This window comes from Corynebacterium sp. KPL2680 (assembly GCF_040225675.1).
Lineage (GTDB): Bacteria > Actinomycetota > Actinomycetes > Mycobacteriales > Mycobacteriaceae > Corynebacterium > Corynebacterium rhinophilum.
Genome location: NZ_JBEHFM010000006.1, coordinates 13,899 through 35,231 on the forward strand (window position 1 = coordinate 13,899; position 21,333 = coordinate 35,231).

The following is a 21,333-nucleotide window of genomic DNA, read 5'->3' on the forward strand; positions in this document are numbered from 1 at the left end:
CCTTCTGTAAGTGCGTTAAGCGGAGATCTTTTCCAGTTCTTCGGAAATGCGGTTTTCCAGTTCCTCGGATAGGGATTGCACCGGAATGCGGTGGATGACCTCATTGAAGAAGCCACGAATGATGAGGCGACGAGCCTCTGCCTCCGGAATGCCGCGGGACATCAAGTAGAACAGCTCGATATCGTCAAAGCGTCCAACCGTGGCGGCGTGGCCGGCGCCGGTGATCTCACCGGTTTCGATTTCCAAGTTCGGGATGGCGTCAGCGCGCGCACCGTCCGTGAGAATAAGGTTATTATTCGTCTCATAGGTATCGGTGCCCTGTGCGTTGGAGCGGATAAGCACGTCTCCCACCCAGCAGGTACGAGCCTCGTTCTTCTTCTCACCCTGCAATGCGCCCTTGTACAGGACATTGGAGCGACAATTCGGAACCGAGTGATCCACGAGCATGCGGTTTTCGAAGTACTGACCAGAATCGGCGAAGTACACGCCCAGCAACTCGGCGTCGCCGCCAGGAGCGGTGAAGTTCACGCGTGGGACGATGCGCACGACCTCGCCGCCGAAGATGGCAGAGTTATGGCGCAGCACTGCATCGCGTCCCACCTGAGCTACCTGGTTGGACAGGTGCACCGCGTCGTTTTCCCAGTCGACATCCACGATGACGGTCAGGTGCGCGCCATCGCCGAGGATGAACTCCACGTTATCCGCATGGGTGCCAGAGCCAGCGTACTTCAGCACAACGGTGGCTTCTGCATGGTGGCCTACCTCAATGGAGGTGGCACCGAAGGAGGTCACGTCCTCGCCCTTACCCGTATAGGTAATGGTGATGGGATCTTCCACCTGCACCTCAGGCTCAACGGTTACCACTTGACCTTCCGGCATGGAGGTCCATGCCTGGGCGGCCACGCGGTCAGAAGGCTTGCCCACGCGGCCAAGACGCTCATCGTCGCGGCTTACAGTCTCCGCAGAAACGCCAGGGTGCTCGCTTACCTTCACGTCCTGGGCAACCGCTTGAGCAAATTCCCCGTTGTGCAGGCCCCGCAGCTTGCGGAGGGAAACAAAGCGCCATACCTCGTCGCGGCCGTGCGGTACCGGGAAATCCTCCACGTTGGTAGAGGTAAAGACGTCACCCTTGGTGATCTTATCCGGATTGAATTCGTTCGAAGCGACCATTTCTTTAGCCGACCGATCCTTCCATTTGCAGTTCGATGAGGCGGTTGAGCTCGAGGGCGTACTCCATCGGCAGCTCCTTAGCAATCGGCTCAACGAAGCCACGCACGATCATTGCCATTGCTTCTTCTTCCGCAATGCCGCGGGACATGAGGTAGAACAGCTGCTCTTCAGAAACCTGCGAAACGGTTGCCTCGTGGCCCAGCGTGACGTACTCGTTGCGGATATCGTTGTACGGGTATGTGTCCGAACGCGAAATATTGTCCACGAGCAAGGCATCGCATTCCACGTTGGACGTGGAGTGGTGCGCATTCTGATTGACCTGCACCAGTCCGCGGTAAGCAGCGCGGCCACCGGCGCGGGCAACGGACTTGGAGACGATATTGGAGGAGGTGTAGGGAGCCATGTGCGTCATCTTCGCACCGGTGTCCTGGAACTGTCCCTCGCCGGCGAAGGCAACGGAGAGCACCTCACCCTTAGCGTGCGGACCGGTCATCCACACGGCCGGGTACTTCATGGTGACCTTGGAGCCGATGTTGCCATCGACCCATTCCATGGTGCCGCCCTCTTCCACCTTGGTGCGCTTGGTCACCAAGTTATAGACGTTGCTGGACCAGTTCTGAATCGTTGTATAGCGGCAGCGGCCGCCCTTCTTCACGATGATCTCAACTACCGCGGAGTGCAGGGAGTCTGACTTGTAGATAGGCGCGGTGCAGCCTTCCACGTAGTGAACGTAGGCATCCTCATCCACGATGATGAGGGTGCGCTCAAACTGGCCCATGTTCTCAGTATTAATACGGAAGTAGGCCTGCAACGGGATGTCAACGTGCACGCCCTTCGGGACATAAATGAAGGAGCCGCCGGACCACACTGCGGAGTTCAACGCGGAGAATTTATTGTCACCGGCAGGGATGACGGTGCCGAAGTATTCTTCAAAAAGCTCCGGGTAATCGCGCAGCGCAGTATCGGTATCAACGAAGATAACGCCCTGGCTTTCCAGGTCCTCGCGAATCTGGTGGTAGACAACCTCAGACTCGTACTGCGCGGCCACACCGGCAACTAAGCGCTGCTTTTCTGCCTCTGGAATGCCCAACTTGTCGTAGGTGGCCTTAATATCATCCGGGAGGTCGTCCCAGGTCTGTGCCTGCTCTTCGGTGGACTTGACGTAGTACTTGATCTGGTCAAAGTCGATGCCGGAGAGATCCGCACCCCAAGAGGGAATAGGCTTCTTGTCAAAGATATTCAGAGCCTTGAGACGCTGGTTCAGCATCCACTCGGGCTCGCCCTTCTTTGCGGAAATATCGCGGACAACGTCCTCGTTCAGGCCACGGGCGGCAGAAGCGCCGGCCGAGTCCGAGTCGTGCCAGCCGTACTCATACGCACCAATAGAATCGATGATCTCATCATCGGTCATCTTATTGTCAGGTGCCGATTGTGCCTGGGTCATGACTCGCTCCTTTCAGTATTAGTTTTGACAGGTGTCAAGGGGATATTCGTGGTACAAATTCCGTGGCCATCTGCGATAGAAGCCAAAGGTTGTACGTGTTTGCCTAAGAGGGCGGAAAAGACTTCCTGCTCTGCCTCGCACAGTTCGGGATGCTCGGCCGCCACATGGGCAACCGGACAATGGTGCTGACAGATTTGCACTCCCTGTCCAGCACGGTCCACGGTGGCGGCGTACCCGTGCTTATCCAGGGTTTCAGCCAGTTTGCGCGCCACTTCCTCGACCGATTCTTCCGCGTCCACGAAGGGACGCACATCAGCGATGATGCGCTCAAACCGCGCCTTAGCGAAGTTCTTTACAGCCTCTGAACCGCCCGCAGAGCGCAGCGCGGTCAACGCTTCAGAAGCTAATTCATCATAGGCATGGCCAAATTGCGCACGCCCACGATCCGTCAGGCGGAAGTGCTTTGCCGGTCGCCCACGCCCCGTTCCGGAGTGCATCCGCGAACGAGAAACTGGACGGCGCTCGACAACTTCCGTTAGTTCTTCTTCCACCAGAATGTCTAAATGCCGGCGGATCCCGGCGGTCGAAAGACCAAGGCGCTCACCCAGGTAAGAGGCGGTTACAGGGCCATCTTTAAGCAAAAGCAGCAGTACCTGGCGGCGGGTATCACCATCCGTGGATCGTGATTCCTTCACCGCCATATGCGCGGCTGCCGCGCGCTGCGTGTTGCCCATACCCTAAAACCTCCCTTCCTTAGGTCAGCTACCTGCAGTCGCTGTGCTCCGTCGCGCCGAAAATGCCGTCGCCACGGAAGCGCCATAACTGCGCTTTCATCATTAGACAACACTAGTGTTCCTTAATTCATTCCGGAATGCCACCATTGCAGTTACCGGGCGTGGCGGCGGGGGTAAATTTCCCACCCCACGGTCCTCGCGTAAGGTCTAAAGCCATGAAAGGGAAACTACGGGGAGTGCTCGATAGCGTTAAGGCAGAACTGCCGCGCTTGGGTACCGCAGGTTCTCGTTCCGCACAGTTGCACGCTGAAGGCACAGGCGCGCAAGCCGGTGATACTCGCTACGATTTCATCACCCAAGCGCCAGAGGTCCTCCAGCACACCACAGTCTCCCAAAAGCGCACCTTTTTCATCTTGCGGTGGGCGGGAACCGTCGGATCCCTCCTCATTGCCTTTGGTGCTTTGGGCGCGGGTGCCTTGCCGGTAGTGGGCAACCCTTATGACAATGTGCCCTTTGGCTCGCTCATGTCACGCATGCTGCAGACCTCGTCTGCCCTTGTCATGGTGGGCGTGGGACTTTTAGTTACGGCCTGGATTTTCCTCGCCCCATTCGTGGGCACCCCGCTGCGCCAAGCGCGACCTGGCGGACCCGCTAGCGATCGCTCCCGCCGGCTCGTTTCTTTGCGCCAGCTGTGGATCACGTGGGCCGGGTGGATCATTCCCCTCATTTTTACCGCGCCCTTATTTACCCAAGACATTTATTCTTATTTGGCCAATGGGTCCATCGTGGCACAAGGGATGGATCCCTATTCCGCCGGCCCGGTGCAGCTCTTGGGCGCTGGCGACGAGCTCGCGCGCTCCGTACCGTTTATCTGGGCAAATTCACCATCGCCCTATGGGCCAGTTGCCTTGGGATTGGCGGCAGTCGTCAGCATCGTCACCGGAAACTCCATCGTCTTAGGCGTAATCGCCCACCGCCTACTTTCCATCGTGGGCATCATCGTGGCTGGCTGGGCCATCACGCAGCTTGCTCAGCGATGCCGCGTCTCCCCTGCCTCTGCAATATGGCTCGGCATCTTGAACCCACTGACCATTCTTCACCTCGTGGGCGGTATCCATAATGAATCCATCATGCTTGGATTGTCGTTATTGGGCATGGAACTCGGTTTAAGGGGTATCGATAAGCTGGGGCACGATAAAAGAGGAGCCTACTTAGCACTCATAGCCTCGGGAGTTTTCTTATCCTGCGCCGGAATGGTCAAGGTTACTGGCTTTATTGGACTCGGCTTTATCGGCATGGCTTATGCCCGCCACTTGCACATGCAGGCACGCGTGCCACGCTGGCAAGCCTTATTCACGGCCATCGCCGTACAGGCTGCGGTGCTCGTAGTCACCATTGCGCTCATCAGCCTCATCACGGGAATTAACCTCGGATGGATTACCGGGCAAGGCGGCGCCGCCACAATTCGGTCTTGGCTTTCACTGTCCACAACGGTAGGAGTTGGCGCCGGTTTCCTCGGGATGTTTCTAGGGCTTGGGGACCATACAGACGCCATATTGACCATCACCCGCAGTTTCGGTGTCTTGGTCGCAGTCGCCTTTATGGCCCGCATGCTGTACGCCACCCTGCGCGGATATATCCACCCCGTCGGCGGGCTGGGAATCTCTACCCTGGTGCTTGTCATTTTCTTCCCGGTGGTCCACCCCTGGTACATCCTGTGGGCCGTTTTGCCATTGGCAGCGTGGGCGAACCGGCACATCTTCCGGTTTAGCGTCGTTGCCTATACCGGCGCGATGAGCTTTTTCGTCCTACCACGTGGCCTAGGCCTACCTGCGGGAACGGTGCTTTCCATTTATATCGCCGCTGCCTGCGCATTCGCCGTAGTAGCCGGAGTGTGGTGGGGTGCTATGCGCCGAAATGGAATCCGTGTCTTAAACTAGGCACCCGTGAATGTCATTCCAGCCGATAGCCCCGCCTTGTCCTTGGAGGGTGTGGTAAAGAAATTTGGCCCCACGGCAGCCGTCAACGGGCTCAGCCTGAGCGTTGCACACGGCGAAATATTCTGCCTGCTCGGGCCCAATGGTGCTGGCAAGTCCACCACCATCGAAATGTCTGAAGGCTTTATCCACCCCACCGCCGGGTCCATCAAGGTCTTGGGCCTTGACCCGAGCACCGCACCAGATAGGGTGCGCGAAAAAGTGGGGATCATGCTTCAAGGCGGCGGGTCCTACTCAGGTATCCGCGTGCTAGAAATGCTGGAATTGACCGCTCGCTATAACGCCAATCCACTGCCACCGGCATGGTTGCTCGAAACCCTCGGCTTGCAAGGTGTTGCACGCACGTCCTACCGACGGCTATCCGGAGGGCAACAACAGCGGCTATCGCTCGCACTCGCGGTCATCGGCAGGCCCGAGCTGGTTTTCCTCGATGAACCCACCGCGGGCATGGACGCCCAATCCCGCCTCGCCGTGTGGGATCTCATCCGCGCCCTCAAGCGCGACGGGGCCACCGTTATATTGACCACCCACCTGATGGATGAGGCTGAATCGCTGGCAGATCACATCGCCATCATGGATCACGGCGCGCTCGTGGCGCAGGGAACCCCGGCAGAACTGACCTCCCAGGGCGAGGCCGCCGGTTTTAGTTTTAGCGCCAACTCCGCAGTTGACTTGGACGCCTTGCAGCGAATTGGGATCCCCACGACCGCCTCGCGGCCACTGCACTACCGCGTGAGCCAGCCCAGTTCACCGGAATTGATTTCCGCCCTCGCCGCCGAGCTCGCCCGGCAAGGAGTGCTTTTGCGAAGCCTAGAATCCCACCACCGGAACCTCGAGGAGGTATTCCTCGATCTCACAGGCAGGCACTTGCGCAGTTGATGAAGCCCTGTGTCTTGTCTTCATCCTAAAATCACCAGTACCCGCACCCACCACAAGCGAATTTTCAAGGAATAGGCCCCCGTTTATGAGCACAACGTTTCCCCCCGGCACTTTCCGCCCGGCACCCAAGCGGGCGAGCGCAGGCGCCATCATCCTTGCCCAAGGCGGCATGGAAGCCAAGCTCATGCTGCGCCACGGCGAACAACAACTGCTCAGCATCGTTATCCCACTCGCCATCCTGCTTGGGACCGCCCACCTGGAATCAACCACAGGCCATGGTCTGCACGAGGTTTTCCCCATGGTGCTTGCGGTGGCGGCGACATCGGCTGGCTTTACCGGGCAAGCCATCTCCCTGGCCTTTGACCGCCGATACGGGGCTTTAAAGCGCACCGGCGCCTCCGGCGTACCGGCATGGGCGATTATCGGCGGCAAAATCATCGGCGTGTTGACGATGGTGGTATTCCAGATTCTTGTGCTCGGTGCCACTGCCTTTGCCTTGGGCCTGCGCATCAGTGTGCCCGGGATTCTGCTCATGATCGTCTCGCTCATATTTGGCGTCGCTGCCTTTACCGCCATGGGTTTGGTGCTTGGCGGCACCCTCAGCTCTGAGGCCGTACTCGCGCTGGCAAACCTCATTTGGTTCATCCTTCTGGCGATCGTCGGCTGGGCCCTATATTCCCAGGGCTTAGGGGATAATGGCCTGCTCAATATCGTGCCTACGGTGGCGCTTGCGGGCGCGCTTGCCGATGCCTCCAATTCCACCTTTCCCGGCATCGAACTCATTTCCTTGACCGCGTGGCTGGCAGTGGCGTCGTATGCGGCCGTTCGTTGGTTCCGCTTCGACGGCTAAATGTGAGTTATTACCAGATCCCTGCGAAAAAGAGCCAAAGGTTTCGGTTCGCTACACACCCACTAGTAGGATGCACCTTGTGAATTACTGGACCAGAACTAAACGCTTTTTTAAAGAAGCCGTCCCTACCGTGGAGCAACAGCGCCTCATCGCGCTGATCCTGATCTTCTGCCAAGGCGGCATCACCGTATCTGGTTCCATTGTCCGCGTCACCGGCTCCGGCCTTGGTTGCCCCACATGGCCCCAGTGCCAGCCTGGTTCCTTGGTGCCGGTAGAAGGCGCAGCACCGGCAATCCACCAGGTCATCGAGTTTGGCAACCGCCTCCTCACCTTTGTTGATTCCGCCGCAGCCGGCGCGGCAGTAATCGCGATGTACATGGCGTGCCGCCGTCCTGAGCTCAGGGTCTATGCCTGGCTCAACGTGGCCGGCATCGTGCTGCAGGCCGTTATCGGCGGCATCTCCGTGCACCTGGATCTGCGCTGGTGGTCCGTAGCACTTCACTTCCTGCCCTCCATGGTGCTGGTATGGCTTGCCTGCATGTTGTACGCCCGCATTAAGGAACCCGATGATGGCACCGCACAGCCGCGGTTCCCGCAAGCGATTCGTATTCTCGCCGTCATCGCTACCATCGCCCTCTCGATCGTCCTGATTACCGGCACCATGGTGACCGGTTCCGGTGTGCACTCCGGTGACTCCGGAGTGGGAATGGAAGGCCGCTTGGATGTAGATACCGAGTCCATGGCTATCGCCCACGCCATGTGCATGTACGTCTACCTCATCTTTACCGCCATTACCGTCTTTCTGCTGTACAAGCACCGCACGCCGCAGGACACCAAGAAGGCTGGCTGGGTCCTTATCGTCTGCATCCTCATTCAGTGGGCCGTGGGCGTCTTGCAGTTCTATCTTGGCGTGCCGCGGTGGACGGTCCCCTTCCACATTGGTATGTCCGCCGTGGTCACCGGTTTTACCGCCCTGCTCTGGGCACATGGGCGCCACCGCGTCGGTGGCACTCCGAATCTCATCTCAGGCTCGCCCCTCGGGGACGATAAATACGCCGTCCGCCAGCATGCATTAAATGAGGAACGCGCCGCCGTCTAAGATTTAGACAGCACTATTTTTCTGCAGCTACTGGGCTTTGTGGGATAGCATGGCCGTATGTATGCTATCCAGATCACAGAAACGGGCGGGCCGGAAGTCTTGCGCTACGCCGAGGTTCCTGCCCCTACGCCCACTGAGGATGAAGTCTTAGTCGATGTCACCGTAGCGGGCGTGAACTATATCGATACCTACTACCGCGAGGGTATCTATAATGCTCAGACGCCTTTCATCCCTGGCTTTGAGGGAACGGGACGCGTTGTCCACGATCCCAAGGGAGAAATTGCGGAAGGCTCCCTGGTGGCATGGCACCACGCCTTTGGATCCTATGCCGAGCAGGTTTGCGTCCCTCGAAATGGACTTGTCGCCGTGCCGGATGATTTCCCCACCGAAATCGCGGCCTCGATGCTGCTGCAAGGCATGACCGCACACTTCCTGTCCCACGGCGTCTATGAGCTGGGCGAAGGCGCTACCTGCCTTATTACCGCTGGTGCGGGTGGTGTGGGCCAACTGTTGACCCAAATGGCGTCCTCTTTGGGGGCAACGGTCTATACGGTCGTCTCCACCAATGAGAAGGAAGAGATTTCGTATAAGTGCGGCGCCGACCACGTCTTTCGCTACAGCGATGGCTTGGGCGAGCAGGTTCGCCGGTTTAATGGCGGCTGCGGCGTCGATGTGGTCTATGACGGCGTGGGCCAAGCCACCTTCTTCGAATCGCTCGAAGCCGTTCGCCCGCGCGGCACCGTCGCACTCTTTGGTGCTGCCTCCGGCCCGGTCGAGCCCATCGATCCTCAGCTGCTTAATAAGCACGGCTCGATTTTCTTAACGCGACCTTCACTTGGAGCGTGGACGGCGCAAGAGGGCGAATTCCAGATGCGCGCGCAAGCGGTGGTCCAGGCCGTGATGGATGGAGACCTCAAGTTCAACGTTTCGGCCTCCTACCCCTTAGAAGATGCAGCACAGGCCCACCGCGACCTACAATCGCGCAGCACCACCGGTTCCATTGTCCTGCGGGTAAAACAGGACTAGGGTACAAAAAGCGCGGGCCACAAAGGCTCGCGCTTGAACGTGCTACTGGGTTCTAGAACAGGGTGGAGGACCAACCGAGCATCCGGCCAATTGGTTCCCAGCCTATGACGGCATCGATGGACAGGCCGATAAAGAGTACCGACAGGTAGTTATTTGAATAGATAAACAGGCGCATGGGTTTTACCTTTGCGCCTTTCTTTACGCCTTGATGCAGGCGGATGGATAGCCACAAAAAGACCGCACCGGAAGTTACGGCGGCGATAAGGTAAATCCACGATGCCGCGGGAACGATCAACAGCGTGACGATGACGGTGCCGATGGAATACCACACGATTTGTCGCGTTACCTCTTGCTCCGTCGCCACGACCGGCAACATCGGGACGCCGGCCTTGCGGTAATCTTCCTTATACTTCATGGCCAAGGCCCACGTATGTGGCGGAGTCCAGAAAAAGATAATGAGGAATAGGACTATTGCCTGCCACCAGCGGTCGGGCTCGCCTGCTGGCGCGTTATCACGAATCACGGCCCAGCCCACCATGGCCGGCATACATCCTGCTAAACCGCCCCACACGATGTTTTGGGCATTGCGCATCTTCAAAAACTTGGTGTAGACGAAGACGTAAAAGAAGTTCGTGAGGATGACGAAGAACGCCGCCAACCAAGAATTTGCGAGGATTCCCAGCCAGAGCACCGAAACCACGAGCATGATCCAAGCAAAGATCGCCGCGTTCCGCTTAGAAATCGTGGCGCGCACTAGTGGCCGCGCGCGGGTGCGTTGCATCTTTTGGTCAATTTCATAATCGACCACATTATTAAAGGTATGGGCAGCAGCAGCGCCCATCCAACCGCCGAAAATGGTGGAAATGATGAGCCAGATATTTTCAGAAACCGCCTCAACGCCCCGTTGTGCTTGGAGCATCGCCGGAATTGCGGCCACGAGGAGGAGTTCAATAATCCTCGGCTTCGTTAGCGCAAAATAGGCCTTGATGGTCTCCAAGGAATTCCTCCACTATCTGAACAGACGTTAATCTACAGCACACACGCTACACAGCGCGGTATGCCCACGGTGTAGTGGTCGCACACCCCGGCACAAAAGTTCCGGAGAATTAATTCACACTATGGCTTACATTTAAAATGCGCTACACATGGATCGTATCAATGCAGCGGAAATGCAGAGAGTAACTAATGCTATGCCGTACACCGCTTAGCCATGCCAGCTTACCGGTTACCCGCAGCTTTCAATAATTCCGCACCACCATCAAAAAAGTAACTAGACTGTGTGGAGTTCAGTAATTAACGCCTAGAGTTAAGCGAGGCCTTATACCGTGTCGAAAGATAATTTGTCCCCAGACCTGCAAGCTATGGTCGAGCGCCGTTATCCGGACGACTGGACAGAGACCGATACTCGCGCGGTCGACACCGTGCGCGTCCTTGCTGCCGATGCCGTCCAGAATTGCGGCTCCGGGCACCCAGGCACGGCGATGTCCTTGGCTCCCCTCGCCTATACGCTTTACCAGCGCGTTCTCAATCACGACCCCAATGACGTGAATTGGGCGGGCCGCGACCGCTTCGTGCTGTCTGTCGGACACTCTTCCCTGACCCTGTACATTCAGCTTTTCTTGGGTGGTTTCGGCTTGGAGATGAAAGATCTCCAGCAGCTACGCACCTGGGGCTCCCTTACCCCTGGCCACCCTGAGGTGCACCACACCGATGGCGTGGAGATCACCACCGGTCCGCTCGGCCAAGGCCTAGCATCCTCTGTAGGTATGGCCATGGCCGCCCGCAAGGAGCGCGGCCTCTTCGACCCTGAGACACCGGCCGGCCAATCCCCGTTTGACCACTACGTCTACACCATCGCCTCCGATGGCGACCTGCAGGAAGGCGTTACCGCTGAGGCATCGTCCCTGGCGGGCACCCAGAAGCTAGGCAACCTGATCGTTTTCTGGGACGATAACCGCATTTCCATCGAGGATGACACCAATATCGCCTTCAACGAGGACGTCGCCGCGCGCTATGAGGCATACGGCTGGCACGTCCAGACTGTTGAATCCGGCGAGGACGTCGTCGCCATTGAAGAGGCAGTGCGCAATGCCCAGCAGGAAACGGAGCGCCCCTCCTTCATCCGCGTTAAGACGGTTATTGGTTACCCTGCCCCCACCAAGATGAACACCGGTGGCGTGCACGGCGCCGCGCTTGGCGATGACGAAGTTGCCGCTACCAAGGAAGTGCTCGGCTTCGATCCAGAAAAAACCTTCCACATCGATGAAGAGGTCTTGGCTCACACCCGCAAGCTGGGTGAACGCGGTGCCGAAAAGCACGCGCAGTGGCAAGAAAAGTTCGACGCTTGGGCAGCGGAAAACGCCGAGAATAAGGCGCTCTTTGACCGTGTGACGGCCCGCGAATTGCCAGAAAACTTCGACGCCGAGCTGCCTGTATGGGAGCCAGGTGATGCGATTGCCACCCGTAAAGCCTCCGAAGCGACCATCCAAGCGCTGGCCGCTGCCTTGCCAGAAATGTGGGGCGGCTCGGCCGACTTGGCGGGTTCCAATAACACCGTGATTAAGGGCGCGGATTCCTTCGGTCCTGAAAACATCACCACCAATAAGTGGTCCGCACAGCCATATGGCCGCAACCTCCACTTTGGCATCCGCGAGCACGCGATGTCCGCCATCATGAACGGCATCGCTCTCCACGGAAATACCCGCGTATATGGCGGTACCTTCCTGATCTTCTCCGAGTATCAGTACCCTGCCGTGCGCCTCGGCTCGCTGATGTCTACCGATACCTACTACGTGTGGACGCACGATTCTATTGGCTTGGGCGAGGACGGCCCAACCCACCAGCCAGTAGAAACCCTGTCAGCGTTGCGCGCCATTCCGAACCTGTCTGTAATCCGCCCTGCCGATGCCAATGAAACCGCACAGGCCTGGGCCGCAGCGATGGAATACAAGGCTGCACCGAAGGGCCTTGCGCTTAGCCGCCAGAATCTTCCCATCTTGGACGGCACCAAGGAAAAGGCACGCGATGGCGTTCGCCGCGGTGCCTACACCTTGGTCGAAGGCTCCAAGGATGAACCCGATGTCATCTTGCTGGCCACTGGCTCGGAGGTACAGCTCGCGGTGGAGGCAGCCAACCAGCTCGAAAGCGAAGGCACGGCCGCCCGCGTGGTATCGGCACCGTGCCTGGAGTGGTTCGACGAGCAGGACGCAGAATACCGCGAATCGGTCCTGCCCAGCAGCGTGAAAGCCCGCGTTTCCGTCGAAGCTGGCCTCGCCATGTCGTGGCACAAGTACACCGGTACTTTCGGCCGCAACGTCTCCCTAGAGCACTACGGCGCTTCTGCTCCCGGCGATGAGCTCTTCGAAAAGTTTGGCTTCACCTCTGCTGCGGTTGCCGATGCCGCACGCGAGAGCATCGCCGATACGCAGCGCTAAGCCCACCTCACCGACGCTTAAAGGAATGACTATGAACAACATTTCTGAACTTGCCCAATTAGGTACCTCCACGTGGCTCGATGATCTCTCGCGCCAGCGCTTGGAATCCGGAAACTTGAAAGAGATTATTTCCTCTAAGTCCATCGTTGGTGTGACGACCAACCCGGCCATCTTCGCCACCGCTATGACTAGTGGCACGGCCTATGACGCGGACTTGGCTGCATTGGAGGAGAAGGGTGCTTCGGCCGATGAGGCCGTCTACTCCCTGGCCATTACGGACGTGCAAAACGCCTGTGACCTTTTCGCCGATATTTACGCCGAGAGCGATGGCCAGGATGGCCGCGTATCCATCGAGGTGGATCCGCGCATCTCTGACGATGCAGCGGCAACCCTCAAGCAAGCCCGCGAACTGTGGGATCAGGTGGATCGCCCGAACGCGATGATCAAGATTCCTGCTACCAAGGGCTCCCTTCCCGCAATCGAGGATGCCCTCGCAGATGGAATCAGCGTCAATGTCACCTTGATCTTTTCGGTGTCTCGCTACCGCGAGGTCATCTCCGCATTCCAGGCTGGGCTCAAGCGCGCGGCCGAGGGTGGCAAGGACGTCACCAAGATTCATTCGGTCGCATCCTTCTTCGTCTCCCGCCTGGATACGGAAGTTGATAAGCGCTTAGAAGCTATCGGTTCCGAAGAAGCCCTGTCCCTGCGCGGCAAGGCCGGTGTCGCTAATGCGCAGCGTGCCTACGCCCTCTTCCAAGAAGAATTGCTCGGTGACAACGACCTCCCAGAAGGCGCTCCCGTACAGCGACCACTGTGGGCTTCCACCGGCGTGAAAAACCCTGATTACCCAGCAACGCTGTACGTGACCGAGCTGGCTGGGCCGCACACGGTCAATACCATGCCGGAAAAGACCATTGATGCGGTCCTGCAGGAAGGTGGCCTCCACGGCGACACCCTGTCCACGGCCGGCGAAGAAGCCGAGAAGGTCTTCTCCCAGCTCGAATCGGTGGGCATTGACCTAGAAGATGTCTTCGTGGTCCTTGAGCGCGAAGGCGTCGACAAGTTCGTCGCCGCGTGGAATGACCTCCTTGATTCCCTCAAACAGCGACTCGCGTAAACTACGACCGTGGTCTTAGCCCCGCCGGAAATCCGGCGGGGCATTATGCCGCCACTAGTTGAAAGACTACTTAGCTTTTCCCTCCAGGAAGGATAATCCGTGACGGACTCAGCCGCTTGGGTCAATCCCTTGCGTAATGCCGCCGATAAACGATTGCCACGCATCGCGGGCCCCGCGGGCATGGTCATCTTTGGTGTAACCGGCGATTTAGCTTTCAAAAAGCTCTTGCCGGCCATCTATGACCTTGCCAGCCGCGGTCTCTTGCCCGCGGGATTCACGCTCGTCGGCTATGGCCGCAGGGACTGGGATAACGCGGACTTCTGCGATTATTTCCGCAGCGCGGTAGAAGCCGGTGCCCGCACTGACTTTAACCACGACGTCTGGGAGCACTTATCCCAAGGAATCGAGTTCGTGCAAGGCTCCTTTGATGATGAGGGCTTCGACAGGCTTTCTGCACGGTTGGCCGAGCTGGATAAGGCCCGGGGCACGGGAAGCAACTGGGCATACTACCTTTCGGTGCCGCCAGAGTTCTTCTCCGATATCTGCCACCAATTGGAACGCGTGGGCATGGCCAATTCCATGGAGGATTCGTGGCGCCGCGTGATCATCGAAAAGCCCTTTGGACATGACCAGGAATCCGCGCGCGAACTCAATGAAATCGTCAACGCGGTCTTCCCCGAATCGGCCGTCTTCCGCATCGATCACTACCTGGGCAAAGAGACCGTGCAAAATATTATGGCGCTGCGGTTTGCCAACCAGATCTTTGAGCCGATGTGGAACGCGCACTATATCGACCACGTGCAAATTACCATGGCCGAAGATATCGGCCTCGGCGGCCGGGCTGGCTATTATGACGGAATCGGCGCTGCACGCGACGTTATTCAAAACCACCTCCTGCAGCTGCTCGCCCTCGTCGCAATGGAGGAGCCCTCTTCCTTCGAGCCGGAGGCGCTGCGCGCCGAAAAGGTCAAGGTGCTGCGTGCCACGCAGCCAGTGCATCCGCTGAATAAAACCACCGCTCGTGGCCAATACACCGCCGGCTGGCAGGGCTCGGAATACGTAAAGGGCTTGCGCGAGGAGGAAGGCTTCGATCCCGCCTCCACTACCGAGACGTACGCGGCATGTACGCTGGAGGTCAATTCGCGGCGCTGGGGTGGCGTGCCGTTCTACCTGCGCACGGGAAAGCGGCTGGGGCGCCGCGTTACCGAGATTGCCTTGGTCTTCAAGGCCGCGCCGAACCAGCCCTTTGTCGATGGCGAAACCGATGCCCTTGGCCAAAATGCGGTGGTTATCCGCGTTCAACCAGATGAGGGCGTCACCATGCGCTTTGGCTCAAAGGTGCCAGGCTCCACCATGGAGGTGCGCGATGTGAACATGGACTTTGCCTATGCCGAGGCATTCACCGAGGAATCCCCCGAGGCCTATGAGCGCCTCATCTTGGATGCCCTCCTCGATGAATCATCCCTGTTCCCCACCAATGAAGAAGTCGAACTATCGTGGTCGATTTTGGATCCGATCATCGATTACTGGTCCAAGCATGGTGAGCCCGAAGATTATAAGGCGGGCACATGGGGGCCCACCTCAGCCGATAAGATGCTGCGCCGCCGGGGTCACTCCTGGCGCCGCCCGTAGAAGGGATGTAGTCAATGATTATTCCATTGCCTAATACCACCACTGGTGAAATTGCCAAGAAGCTTGTCGATGCCCAGGAGCACTACACCCGCACCACGGGCCGCGTGCTCACCTTAATCGTGGAGGCACAAGAAGGCGACGATCTGGAACAAATTCTTGCCTCTGTGCGCGATGCCTCTCATGAGCACCCCTCCCGCGTGCTCGTCGTGGTCCCCGGTGACCCGAATTCTGATACCCAGCTCGATGCCCAGCTCCGCGTCGGTGGCGAAGCCGGTGCCTCCGAGACCGTCGTCATGCAATTGCACGGGGCACTCGCGGATCAAGCCGAGTCCGTGCTCACCCCGCTCTTGCTGCCGGATACCCCACTGGTCGCATGGTGGCCCAACGTGTGCCCCCAGGTGCCGTCAAAAAGCCCCGTGGGCAAATTGGCCCAGCGCCGCATCACCAATGTGGCCCATAAAGGTACCGTGGGCGAGCAGGATCTGCGCGCGCTTTCTGATGGCTACTCCCCCGGCGATTCCGATATGTCCTGGGCCTCCATCACGCTGTGGCGCGGGGTCGTCGCATCGGCGCTCGATCACCATCCCCATGAAAAGGTGCTATCGGTAGAGGTCGCCGGCCCTGCCGGGCATCCGGCGCCTAACTTCGCGGCGGGTTGGTTGCTTGACCGCCTCAGCGTCCCAGTACAGCGCACGGCCGAGGAAGCAAATAATGACTATTTCCCGGTTACCCACCTGCGCTTTAACCGGGAATCGACCCACGTGGATGTGGATGTCGTCGATGAGCGCACTGTGCGAGTGCGCGTACCGGGTACCCCAGACTCGCTAGTCAGTTTGAGCCCGCGCACGCAAACCGAAATCCTCTCTGAGGAATTGCGCCACCTCGATGCCGATAAAACTTATGCCCAGGCACTACGTGCTCTGGGAGAAGTAGACTACAGTAAGCTTTAACAGCGCACTTGTTTATACCGATTCTTTGCAAAGGATTCTGATACCGAATGGTAACGCTTCACCGCGTCAGCGATGTAGATGACCTTATTTCCCAAGCCGCACTCAAATTTATTGAGACCATCGCCGGAATTCAGGCTGGCAACGGTGGCATCCATGGTGACGGCGTAGCAAGAATCGTACTAACGGGTGGGGGCGCAGGAATCGGACTGCTGCACGAGCTTGCGCGCCTTGACTTTTCCGCCCAACAGCAAGGTGAAAACTACCCTGCCCTGCGTATCGATTGGTCCCGCGTGCACATCTTCTTTGGCGATGAGCGCAATGTTCCGGTCAGCGACCCAGATTCCAACGAAGGTCAAGCGCGTTCCGCGCTGCTCGATCACGTCGATATTCCAGATCAGAATATCCACGGATTCGACCTCGGTGCGGTCTCCATGGAGGCTGCCGCCAATGCATACGAGCCGGAGCTGAAAGACTTCGCGCCTTTAGGCTTCGATCTACACCTTTTGGGCATGGGCGCAGAAGGCCACATTAACTCCCTGTTCCCCCACTCTCCTGCCATCCGTGAGCAGGAAGAACTCGCGGTACCGGTACACGATTCGCCCAAGCCACCCAGCGAGCGCATTACCCTCACGTTGCCGGCGGTTAATAGGTCCGAGCGCGTCTGGCTCTTGGTTGCCGGGGAGGAAAAGGCCGCTGCTGCGAAGAGCATCGTTGACGGCGTCAACGCTGAGGAGTGCCCAGCGGCCGGTGCGCAAGGGACGAAGGAGACGATCCTCTTCCTTGCTGACGATGCCGCGCAGGAACTTTAAAAACATCGCCGCCCTTCCTGCTTAACGCACAAAGCGCCGGTACCTCAGCCCCACCCTTTCTCTGCAAAAGGATACGGGATGAAGTACCGGCGCTGTTGTTTGGCCGGGTCCTAGGCCGCGAAGGCCTGGATGAGGTTTAGGCCAACGATGCAGGCCAACCAGATAATCACCATGACGATGGTATAGCGGTCCAAATTCTTTTCCACCACGGTCGAACCGGACAGGTTCGATTGCACACCGCCGCCGAAAAGGCTAGACAGGCCGCCGCCTTTGCCCTTGTGTAAAAGCACAAAGATGGACATCAAAATAGCTGAAATTAGCAAAATGATTTCCAGTGCTAAGACCATGAGGTTCTTCCTTTTCTCAACGTGCGCCCAGTGGCACCTTCGATGTACTACCGAAAGTCACGCTTGCCACCGGCGCGAAGTACTTACCTGCTTTGCCTACGCAAAGCAATCACAAGGGCCTACTGTACACCATGCCGCGGGCGGGGCTCACCCCAACCCCGCGGCATACCAGTCACCTTGTGATGGTTGTTAACGCATGTTAACTAACGGCATTAGCTGCATTGGCGGCTAGCTTGGCGAAGTCCTCTCCTACCAAGGAAGCACCACCGATGAGGCCGCCGTCTACGTCCGGCTTGCTGACGATATCCGCAACGGAGTCAACCTTTACGGAACCGCCGTACAGGATGCGAATACCTTCGGCAACCTCGTCGCCCGCGAGTTCCTTGACCAAGCCACGGATGGCGGCGCACACTTCCTGCGCGTCATCCGCGGAGGCAACCTTGCCGGTGCCGATGGCCCACACGGGTTCGTAGGCGATAACCGTCTTGGATACCTGCTCGGCGCTAAGTCCCTGCAGGGAATCGCGGGTTTGGTTCACCACGTAGTCAACGTGGGTGCCGGCCTCGCGCACGTCGAGCGGCTCGCCCACGCAGACGATGGGGCTGATGCCATTTTCCAAGGCCGCTGTGGCCTTTTCAGCGACCAGCTGGTCGGTTTCGCCGTGGTATTCGCGGCGCTCGGAGTGGCCAACGACTGCCCAGCTGCATCCCAGTTTGTTCAGCATCTGGCCGGATACCTCGCCGGTGTAGGCACCAGACTCGTGCTTGGAGATGTCCTGCGCACCGTAGGTGATCTTCAGCTTATCGCCCTCAACGAGCGTCTGAATCGTGCGGATATCGGTAAATGGAACCATGTAGGCTACATCTACCTTATCGTAGTAATCCTCCGGCAGGGAGAATGCGAACTTTTGAACGGAGCCGATGGCCTCAATGTGATCGAGGTTCATCTTCCAGTTGCCAGCAATAAGTGGTGTACGTGCCATAATTAGTCCTTTCTTTATACGCCTGTATTTAGCTGTTTAGGCGGTTTATGCTTCGAGCACGGAAACGCCCGGCAGCTCCTTGCCCTCGAGGTACTCGAGGGACGCGCCGCCGCCGGTGGAGATGTGGCTAAAGCCATCCTCATCGAGGCCCAGGGTGCGCACAGAAGCTGCGGAGTCGCCGCCGCCGACGACAGAGAAGGAACCGTTAGAGGAGGTGGCATCGATAATCGCCTGCGCTACTCCAGCGGTGCCCTTGGAGAAGGCTTCCATTTCGAATACGCCCATGGGGCCGTTCCAGAATACGGTCTTGGAGTCTGCCAGTACGTCGGCAAATTTCTCGACAGACTTCGGTCCGATGTCCAGGGACATCCAGCCCTCAGGAATGCCATCGAGCTCAACGACCTTGGTCTCAGCATCGGCGGCGAACTCGCTGGCGGCGGTGAGATCAACGGGAAGGACGATCTTGTCGCCGAAGCGCTCCAGCAGGCTCTTGCAGTTTTCGATCTGGTCCTCTTGCAGCAAGGACTCCTGAACGTTGTAGCCCTTGGCTGCCAGCAGGGTGTAGCACATGCCGCCGCCGATGATGATCTTATCGGCCTTTCCAGCAAGTGCTTCGATAACGCCAAGCTTGTCAGAGACCTTTGCGCCACCCAGTACAACGACGTATGGGTGCGCCGGATCCTTTGCCACGGTGGACAATACGTCCAATTCTTTTTCCACCAGCTTGCCGGCGTAGGCGGGCAGGCGCTTGGCGACGTCATATACCGAGGTCTGCGCGCGGTGCACAACGCCGAAGCCATCAGAGACGAATGCGCCATTATCAGCAGCCAGGGCGACGAGCTCGTCGGCGAATTCGCCGCGCTCTGCCTCATCCTTAGAGGTCTCGCGAGGATCGAAGCGGACATTTTCCACCAGCATGACATCGCCGCTGTTTAGCCCGTTTGCGCGCTCGTGAGCGTCTTCCCCGGTGACGTCGTTGGCCAAGGCAACGTACTGATCTAGGGCCTCGGACAATGCTTCTGCGACAGGAGCCAGGGAGTACTTGGAATTTACCTCACCCTTGGGGCGGCCGAGGTGGGCGGAAAGGATGACCTTCGCGCCGCCATCGACAAGAGCCTTAATCGTGGGAAGAGATGCGGTGATGCGGCCGGGGTCGGTGATATTTCCGTCATCATCCAGCGGCACGTTGAAGTCAGAACGAACCAGAATGTGGCGGTCCTCTACGCCTTCTTCTAGCAGGTTATCTAGGGTCTTAAAAGCCATGTGTTACTCCTTTTATAGTGGATTCTGCAGTTTAGGTTGCTACATAAAATGATACCGGCCACAACGTCGTGCCGTCAGGGCGTTCGTTGTGGCCGGTATCGCATTAAGGGGTGCTCTATATTAGAACTTTAGAGCTTTTCTGCAACCAGGTTGGTCATGCGGACGAGCTGGGAGGTGTAGCCCCACTCGTTGTCGTACCAACCCAGCACCTTGACCAGGTTGCCGTTGGATACCTTGGTCATACCGGCGTCGAAGATGCAGCCGTGCGGGGAGGTCACGATGTCGGTGGAAACCAGGGGATCCTCGGTGTATGCGAGGGTGTCCTTCAGCTCGCCTTCAGCTGCCTCCTTCAGTGCCGCGTTGATTTCCTCAACGGTGACGTCGCGGGAAGCGGTGAAGGTCAGGTCAGTTGCGGAACCGGTGATGACCGGAACGCGCATTGCGTAACCGTCCAGCTTGCCTTCCAGCTCAGGCAGGACCAAGGACACGGCCTTTGCTGCACCGGTGGAGGTAGGCACCAAGTTGACGGCTGCGGCGCGGGCGCGACGCAGGTCCTTGTGAGGAGCGTCCTGCAGACGCTGGTCACCGGTATAAGCGTGAACAGTGGTCATCAGGCCCTTTTCCACACCGAACTTGTCATTCAAGACCTTGGCCATAGGGGCCAGGCAGTTGGTGGTGCAGGAAGCTGCGGAAATAACGTTGTGGTTAGCTGGGTCGTAGGTATCGGAGTTAACACCGTAGACGAAGGTTGCGTCAACTTCCTTACCAGGGGCGGAAATGATGACCTTCTTGGCGCCGGCCTCAATGTGAGCCTTTGCGTCGTTACCGTTGGTGAACAGGCCGGTGGACTCGATAACGAGGTCCACGTCCAGCTCGCCCCACTTCAGGTTCTTCGGGTCCTTCTCGTTGAAGACCTGGATGCGGTTGCCATTGACGGTGATGGAGTCATCGTCATAGGTAATCTCGCCGTCGAAGCGACCCAGTACGGAGTCGTACTTCAACAGGTTAGAGAGAGTTTGGTTATCGGTCAGGTCGTTGACGGCAACGATCTCAAGGTCGTTGTCGGTCCGGTTAACTGCGTGGAAGAAGTTACGACCAATGCGACCAAAGCCGTTAATGCCTACGCGGGTAGTCACTGTAAATCTCCTCAAAGAGTCGAGTAATTATTTCTATGGGCCTACCGCGGGTCCTTCGAGTACTTTACTGCTCTGGGTGAGTAAGGTGCCCGAGGCTTTGCCCAACAACCGCAATACTACAGAGCCTTTATAGCGCGTGCAGTGGGCTGCAAGCCTGACAACGCAGGATCTGAAAGTTTTCCGATCTAGGCGTACAATCTTCCCGAGTATTTTTGTTTTTCCGAATATTCAGGCTGTTTAAGCCCGTTTAAGTTGGTTCTTGTGGACTTTACACCGTTAATGTGTGATATATCACTACACGTGGGCGTTCCCCTACTTCACCGCACACCAGTCCTCCAAAGACACAGTGGTATAAATTAACTTAACCCAAATCACACCTCAGCGTTTATGACGCGATATGCTTGCGCTAACTCACTGTGTTCCAGGTAGCACTCGGGCATTCGCTGGGCGCTAATCTCTCGCCT

The 21,333-nt window shown here is 58.0% G+C and carries 18 protein-coding genes; 10 read left to right on the forward strand and 8 right to left on the reverse strand.

The window, feature by feature from the left end; translation table 11 throughout:
• Window positions 1-15: 15 nt before the first annotated feature.
• Genes sufD through ABRP66_RS04330 form a run of 3 tightly spaced genes read right to left on the reverse strand, consistent with a single transcriptional unit; the run spans window position 16 to window position 3,348 of the window.
• Entirely contained in the window at window positions 16-1,170 is a 1,155-nt protein-coding gene (gene sufD / locus ABRP66_RS04320) for a Fe-S cluster assembly protein SufD (RefSeq protein WP_284769781.1), read from the reverse strand.
• A gap of 4 nt (window positions 1,171-1,174) precedes the next feature.
• Entirely contained in the window at window positions 1,175-2,614 is a 1,440-nt protein-coding gene (gene sufB, locus ABRP66_RS04325; RefSeq protein WP_284769780.1) for a Fe-S cluster assembly protein SufB, read from the reverse strand.
• Entirely contained in the window at window positions 2,611-3,348 is a 738-nt protein-coding gene (locus ABRP66_RS04330) for a helix-turn-helix transcriptional regulator (RefSeq protein WP_284769779.1), read from the reverse strand. Before ABRP66_RS04330 ends, sufB begins: the two co-directional genes overlap by 4 nt.
• 215 nt (window positions 3,349-3,563) lie before the next feature.
• Here ABRP66_RS04330 and mptB point away from each other — a divergent pair, with 215 nt between their 5' ends.
• The 5 genes from mptB to ABRP66_RS04355 all read left to right on the forward strand — a co-directional run bounded on the left by mptB (window position 3,564) and on the right by ABRP66_RS04355 (window position 9,199).
• Window positions 3,564-5,288 (forward strand): polyprenol phosphomannose-dependent alpha 1,6 mannosyltransferase MptB, encoded by a 1,725-nt coding sequence (gene mptB / locus ABRP66_RS04335; protein WP_349838379.1) that lies wholly within the window; start codon window positions 3,564-3,566, stop codon window positions 5,286-5,288.
• A gap of 6 nt (window positions 5,289-5,294) precedes the next feature.
• Entirely contained in the window at window positions 5,295-6,224 is a 930-nt protein-coding gene (locus ABRP66_RS04340) for an ABC transporter ATP-binding protein (protein WP_284769777.1), read from the forward strand.
• 85 nt (window positions 6,225-6,309) lie between these two features.
• Window positions 6,310-7,074 carry an ABC transporter permease gene (locus ABRP66_RS04345; RefSeq protein WP_284769776.1) on the forward strand — a complete coding sequence of 255 codons (765 nt, stop codon included), beginning with the start codon at window positions 6,310-6,312 and terminating at the stop codon, window positions 7,072-7,074.
• A 70-nt stretch (window positions 7,075-7,144) separates the two neighbouring features.
• Window positions 7,145-8,173 (forward strand): COX15/CtaA family protein, encoded by a 1,029-nt coding sequence (locus tag ABRP66_RS04350; RefSeq protein ID WP_284769775.1) that lies wholly within the window; start codon window positions 7,145-7,147, stop codon window positions 8,171-8,173.
• A gap of 57 nt (window positions 8,174-8,230) precedes the next feature.
• Complete coding sequence (locus tag ABRP66_RS04355; protein WP_284769774.1) at window positions 8,231-9,199, forward strand: quinone oxidoreductase family protein; 969 nt, start codon at window positions 8,231-8,233, stop codon at window positions 9,197-9,199.
• Between the two features lie 52 nt (window positions 9,200-9,251).
• Here ABRP66_RS04355 and ABRP66_RS04360 read toward each other — a convergent pair whose 3' ends face one another.
• Entirely contained in the window at window positions 9,252-10,196 is a 945-nt protein-coding gene (locus ABRP66_RS04360; protein WP_284781974.1) for a heme o synthase, read from the reverse strand.
• Between the two features lie 364 nt (window positions 10,197-10,560).
• Here ABRP66_RS04360 and tkt point away from each other — a divergent pair, with 364 nt between their 5' ends.
• The 5 genes from tkt to pgl all read left to right on the forward strand — a co-directional run bounded on the left by tkt (window position 10,561) and on the right by pgl (window position 17,141).
• Window positions 10,561-12,633, forward strand: coding sequence for a transketolase (gene tkt, locus ABRP66_RS04365; RefSeq protein ID WP_284852064.1), 2,073 nt, complete (start codon window positions 10,561-10,563; stop codon window positions 12,631-12,633).
• A 31-nt stretch (window positions 12,634-12,664) separates the two neighbouring features.
• Complete coding sequence (gene tal / locus ABRP66_RS04370) at window positions 12,665-13,750, forward strand: transaldolase (RefSeq protein WP_284852057.1); 1,086 nt, start codon at window positions 12,665-12,667, stop codon at window positions 13,748-13,750.
• A 99-nt stretch (window positions 13,751-13,849) separates the two neighbouring features.
• Entirely contained in the window at window positions 13,850-15,382 is a 1,533-nt protein-coding gene (gene zwf / locus ABRP66_RS04375; RefSeq protein WP_284784114.1) for a glucose-6-phosphate dehydrogenase, read from the forward strand.
• Window positions 15,383-15,396: 14 nt separating this feature from the next.
• Window positions 15,397-16,332 (forward strand): glucose-6-phosphate dehydrogenase assembly protein OpcA, encoded by a 936-nt coding sequence (locus ABRP66_RS04380; protein ID WP_284784115.1) that lies wholly within the window; start codon window positions 15,397-15,399, stop codon window positions 16,330-16,332.
• 47 nt (window positions 16,333-16,379) lie between these two features.
• Complete coding sequence (pgl, locus tag ABRP66_RS04385; protein ID WP_284852056.1) at window positions 16,380-17,141, forward strand: 6-phosphogluconolactonase; 762 nt, start codon at window positions 16,380-16,382, stop codon at window positions 17,139-17,141.
• Window positions 17,142-17,251: 110 nt separating this feature from the next.
• On the opposite strand, the gene secG is transcribed toward pgl, so the two are convergent.
• From secG to gap, 4 genes are all read right to left on the reverse strand, one after another.
• A complete protein-coding gene (gene secG, locus ABRP66_RS04390; RefSeq protein ID WP_284769768.1) occupies window positions 17,252-17,488 on the reverse strand; it encodes a preprotein translocase subunit SecG in 237 nt (78 codons plus the stop codon).
• 199 nt (window positions 17,489-17,687) lie between these two features.
• Complete coding sequence (tpiA, locus tag ABRP66_RS04395; RefSeq protein WP_349838380.1) at window positions 17,688-18,470, reverse strand: triose-phosphate isomerase; 783 nt, start codon at window positions 18,468-18,470, stop codon at window positions 17,688-17,690.
• 45 nt (window positions 18,471-18,515) lie between these two features.
• Complete coding sequence (locus ABRP66_RS04400; protein WP_349838381.1) at window positions 18,516-19,733, reverse strand: phosphoglycerate kinase; 1,218 nt, start codon at window positions 19,731-19,733, stop codon at window positions 18,516-18,518.
• 128 nt (window positions 19,734-19,861) lie between these two features.
• On the reverse strand, window positions 19,862-20,869 hold the full coding sequence (gap, locus tag ABRP66_RS04405) for a type I glyceraldehyde-3-phosphate dehydrogenase (RefSeq protein WP_284851681.1): 1,008 nt from the start codon (window positions 20,867-20,869) through the stop codon (window positions 19,862-19,864).
• Window positions 20,870-21,333 lie beyond the last annotated feature (464 nt).

Excerpts from the sequence above, each read along its gene's own strand:
- sufD (WP_284769781.1), bottom strand. The coding sequence starts at position 1,170 with ATGGTCGCTTCGAACGAATTCAATCCGGATAAGATCACCAAGGGTGAC.
- sufB (WP_284769780.1), bottom strand. The coding sequence starts at position 2,614 with ATGACCCAGGCACAATCGGCACCTGACAATAAGATGACCGATGATGAG.
- ABRP66_RS04330 (WP_284769779.1), bottom strand. The coding sequence starts at position 3,348 with ATGGGCAACACGCAGCGCGCGGCAGCCGCGCATATGGCGGTGAAGGAA.
- mptB (WP_349838379.1), top strand. The coding sequence starts at position 3,564 with ATGAAAGGGAAACTACGGGGAGTGCTCGATAGCGTTAAGGCAGAACTG.
- ABRP66_RS04345 (WP_284769776.1), top strand. The coding sequence starts at position 6,310 with ATGAGCACAACGTTTCCCCCCGGCACTTTCCGCCCGGCACCCAAGCGG.
- ABRP66_RS04350 (WP_284769775.1), top strand. The coding sequence starts at position 7,145 with ATGCACCTTGTGAATTACTGGACCAGAACTAAACGCTTTTTTAAAGAA.
- ABRP66_RS04355 (WP_284769774.1), top strand. The coding sequence starts at position 8,231 with ATGTATGCTATCCAGATCACAGAAACGGGCGGGCCGGAAGTCTTGCGC.
- tkt (WP_284852064.1), top strand. The coding sequence starts at position 10,561 with ATGGTCGAGCGCCGTTATCCGGACGACTGGACAGAGACCGATACTCGC.
- tal (WP_284852057.1), top strand. The coding sequence starts at position 12,665 with ATGAACAACATTTCTGAACTTGCCCAATTAGGTACCTCCACGTGGCTC.
- ABRP66_RS04380 (WP_284784115.1), top strand. The coding sequence starts at position 15,397 with ATGATTATTCCATTGCCTAATACCACCACTGGTGAAATTGCCAAGAAG.
- pgl (WP_284852056.1), top strand. The coding sequence starts at position 16,380 with ATGGTAACGCTTCACCGCGTCAGCGATGTAGATGACCTTATTTCCCAA.
- secG (WP_284769768.1), bottom strand. The coding sequence starts at position 17,488 with ATGGTCTTAGCACTGGAAATCATTTTGCTAATTTCAGCTATTTTGATG.
- tpiA (WP_349838380.1), bottom strand. The coding sequence starts at position 18,470 with ATGGCACGTACACCACTTATTGCTGGCAACTGGAAGATGAACCTCGAT.
- ABRP66_RS04400 (WP_349838381.1), bottom strand. The coding sequence starts at position 19,733 with ATGGCTTTTAAGACCCTAGATAACCTGCTAGAAGAAGGCGTAGAGGAC.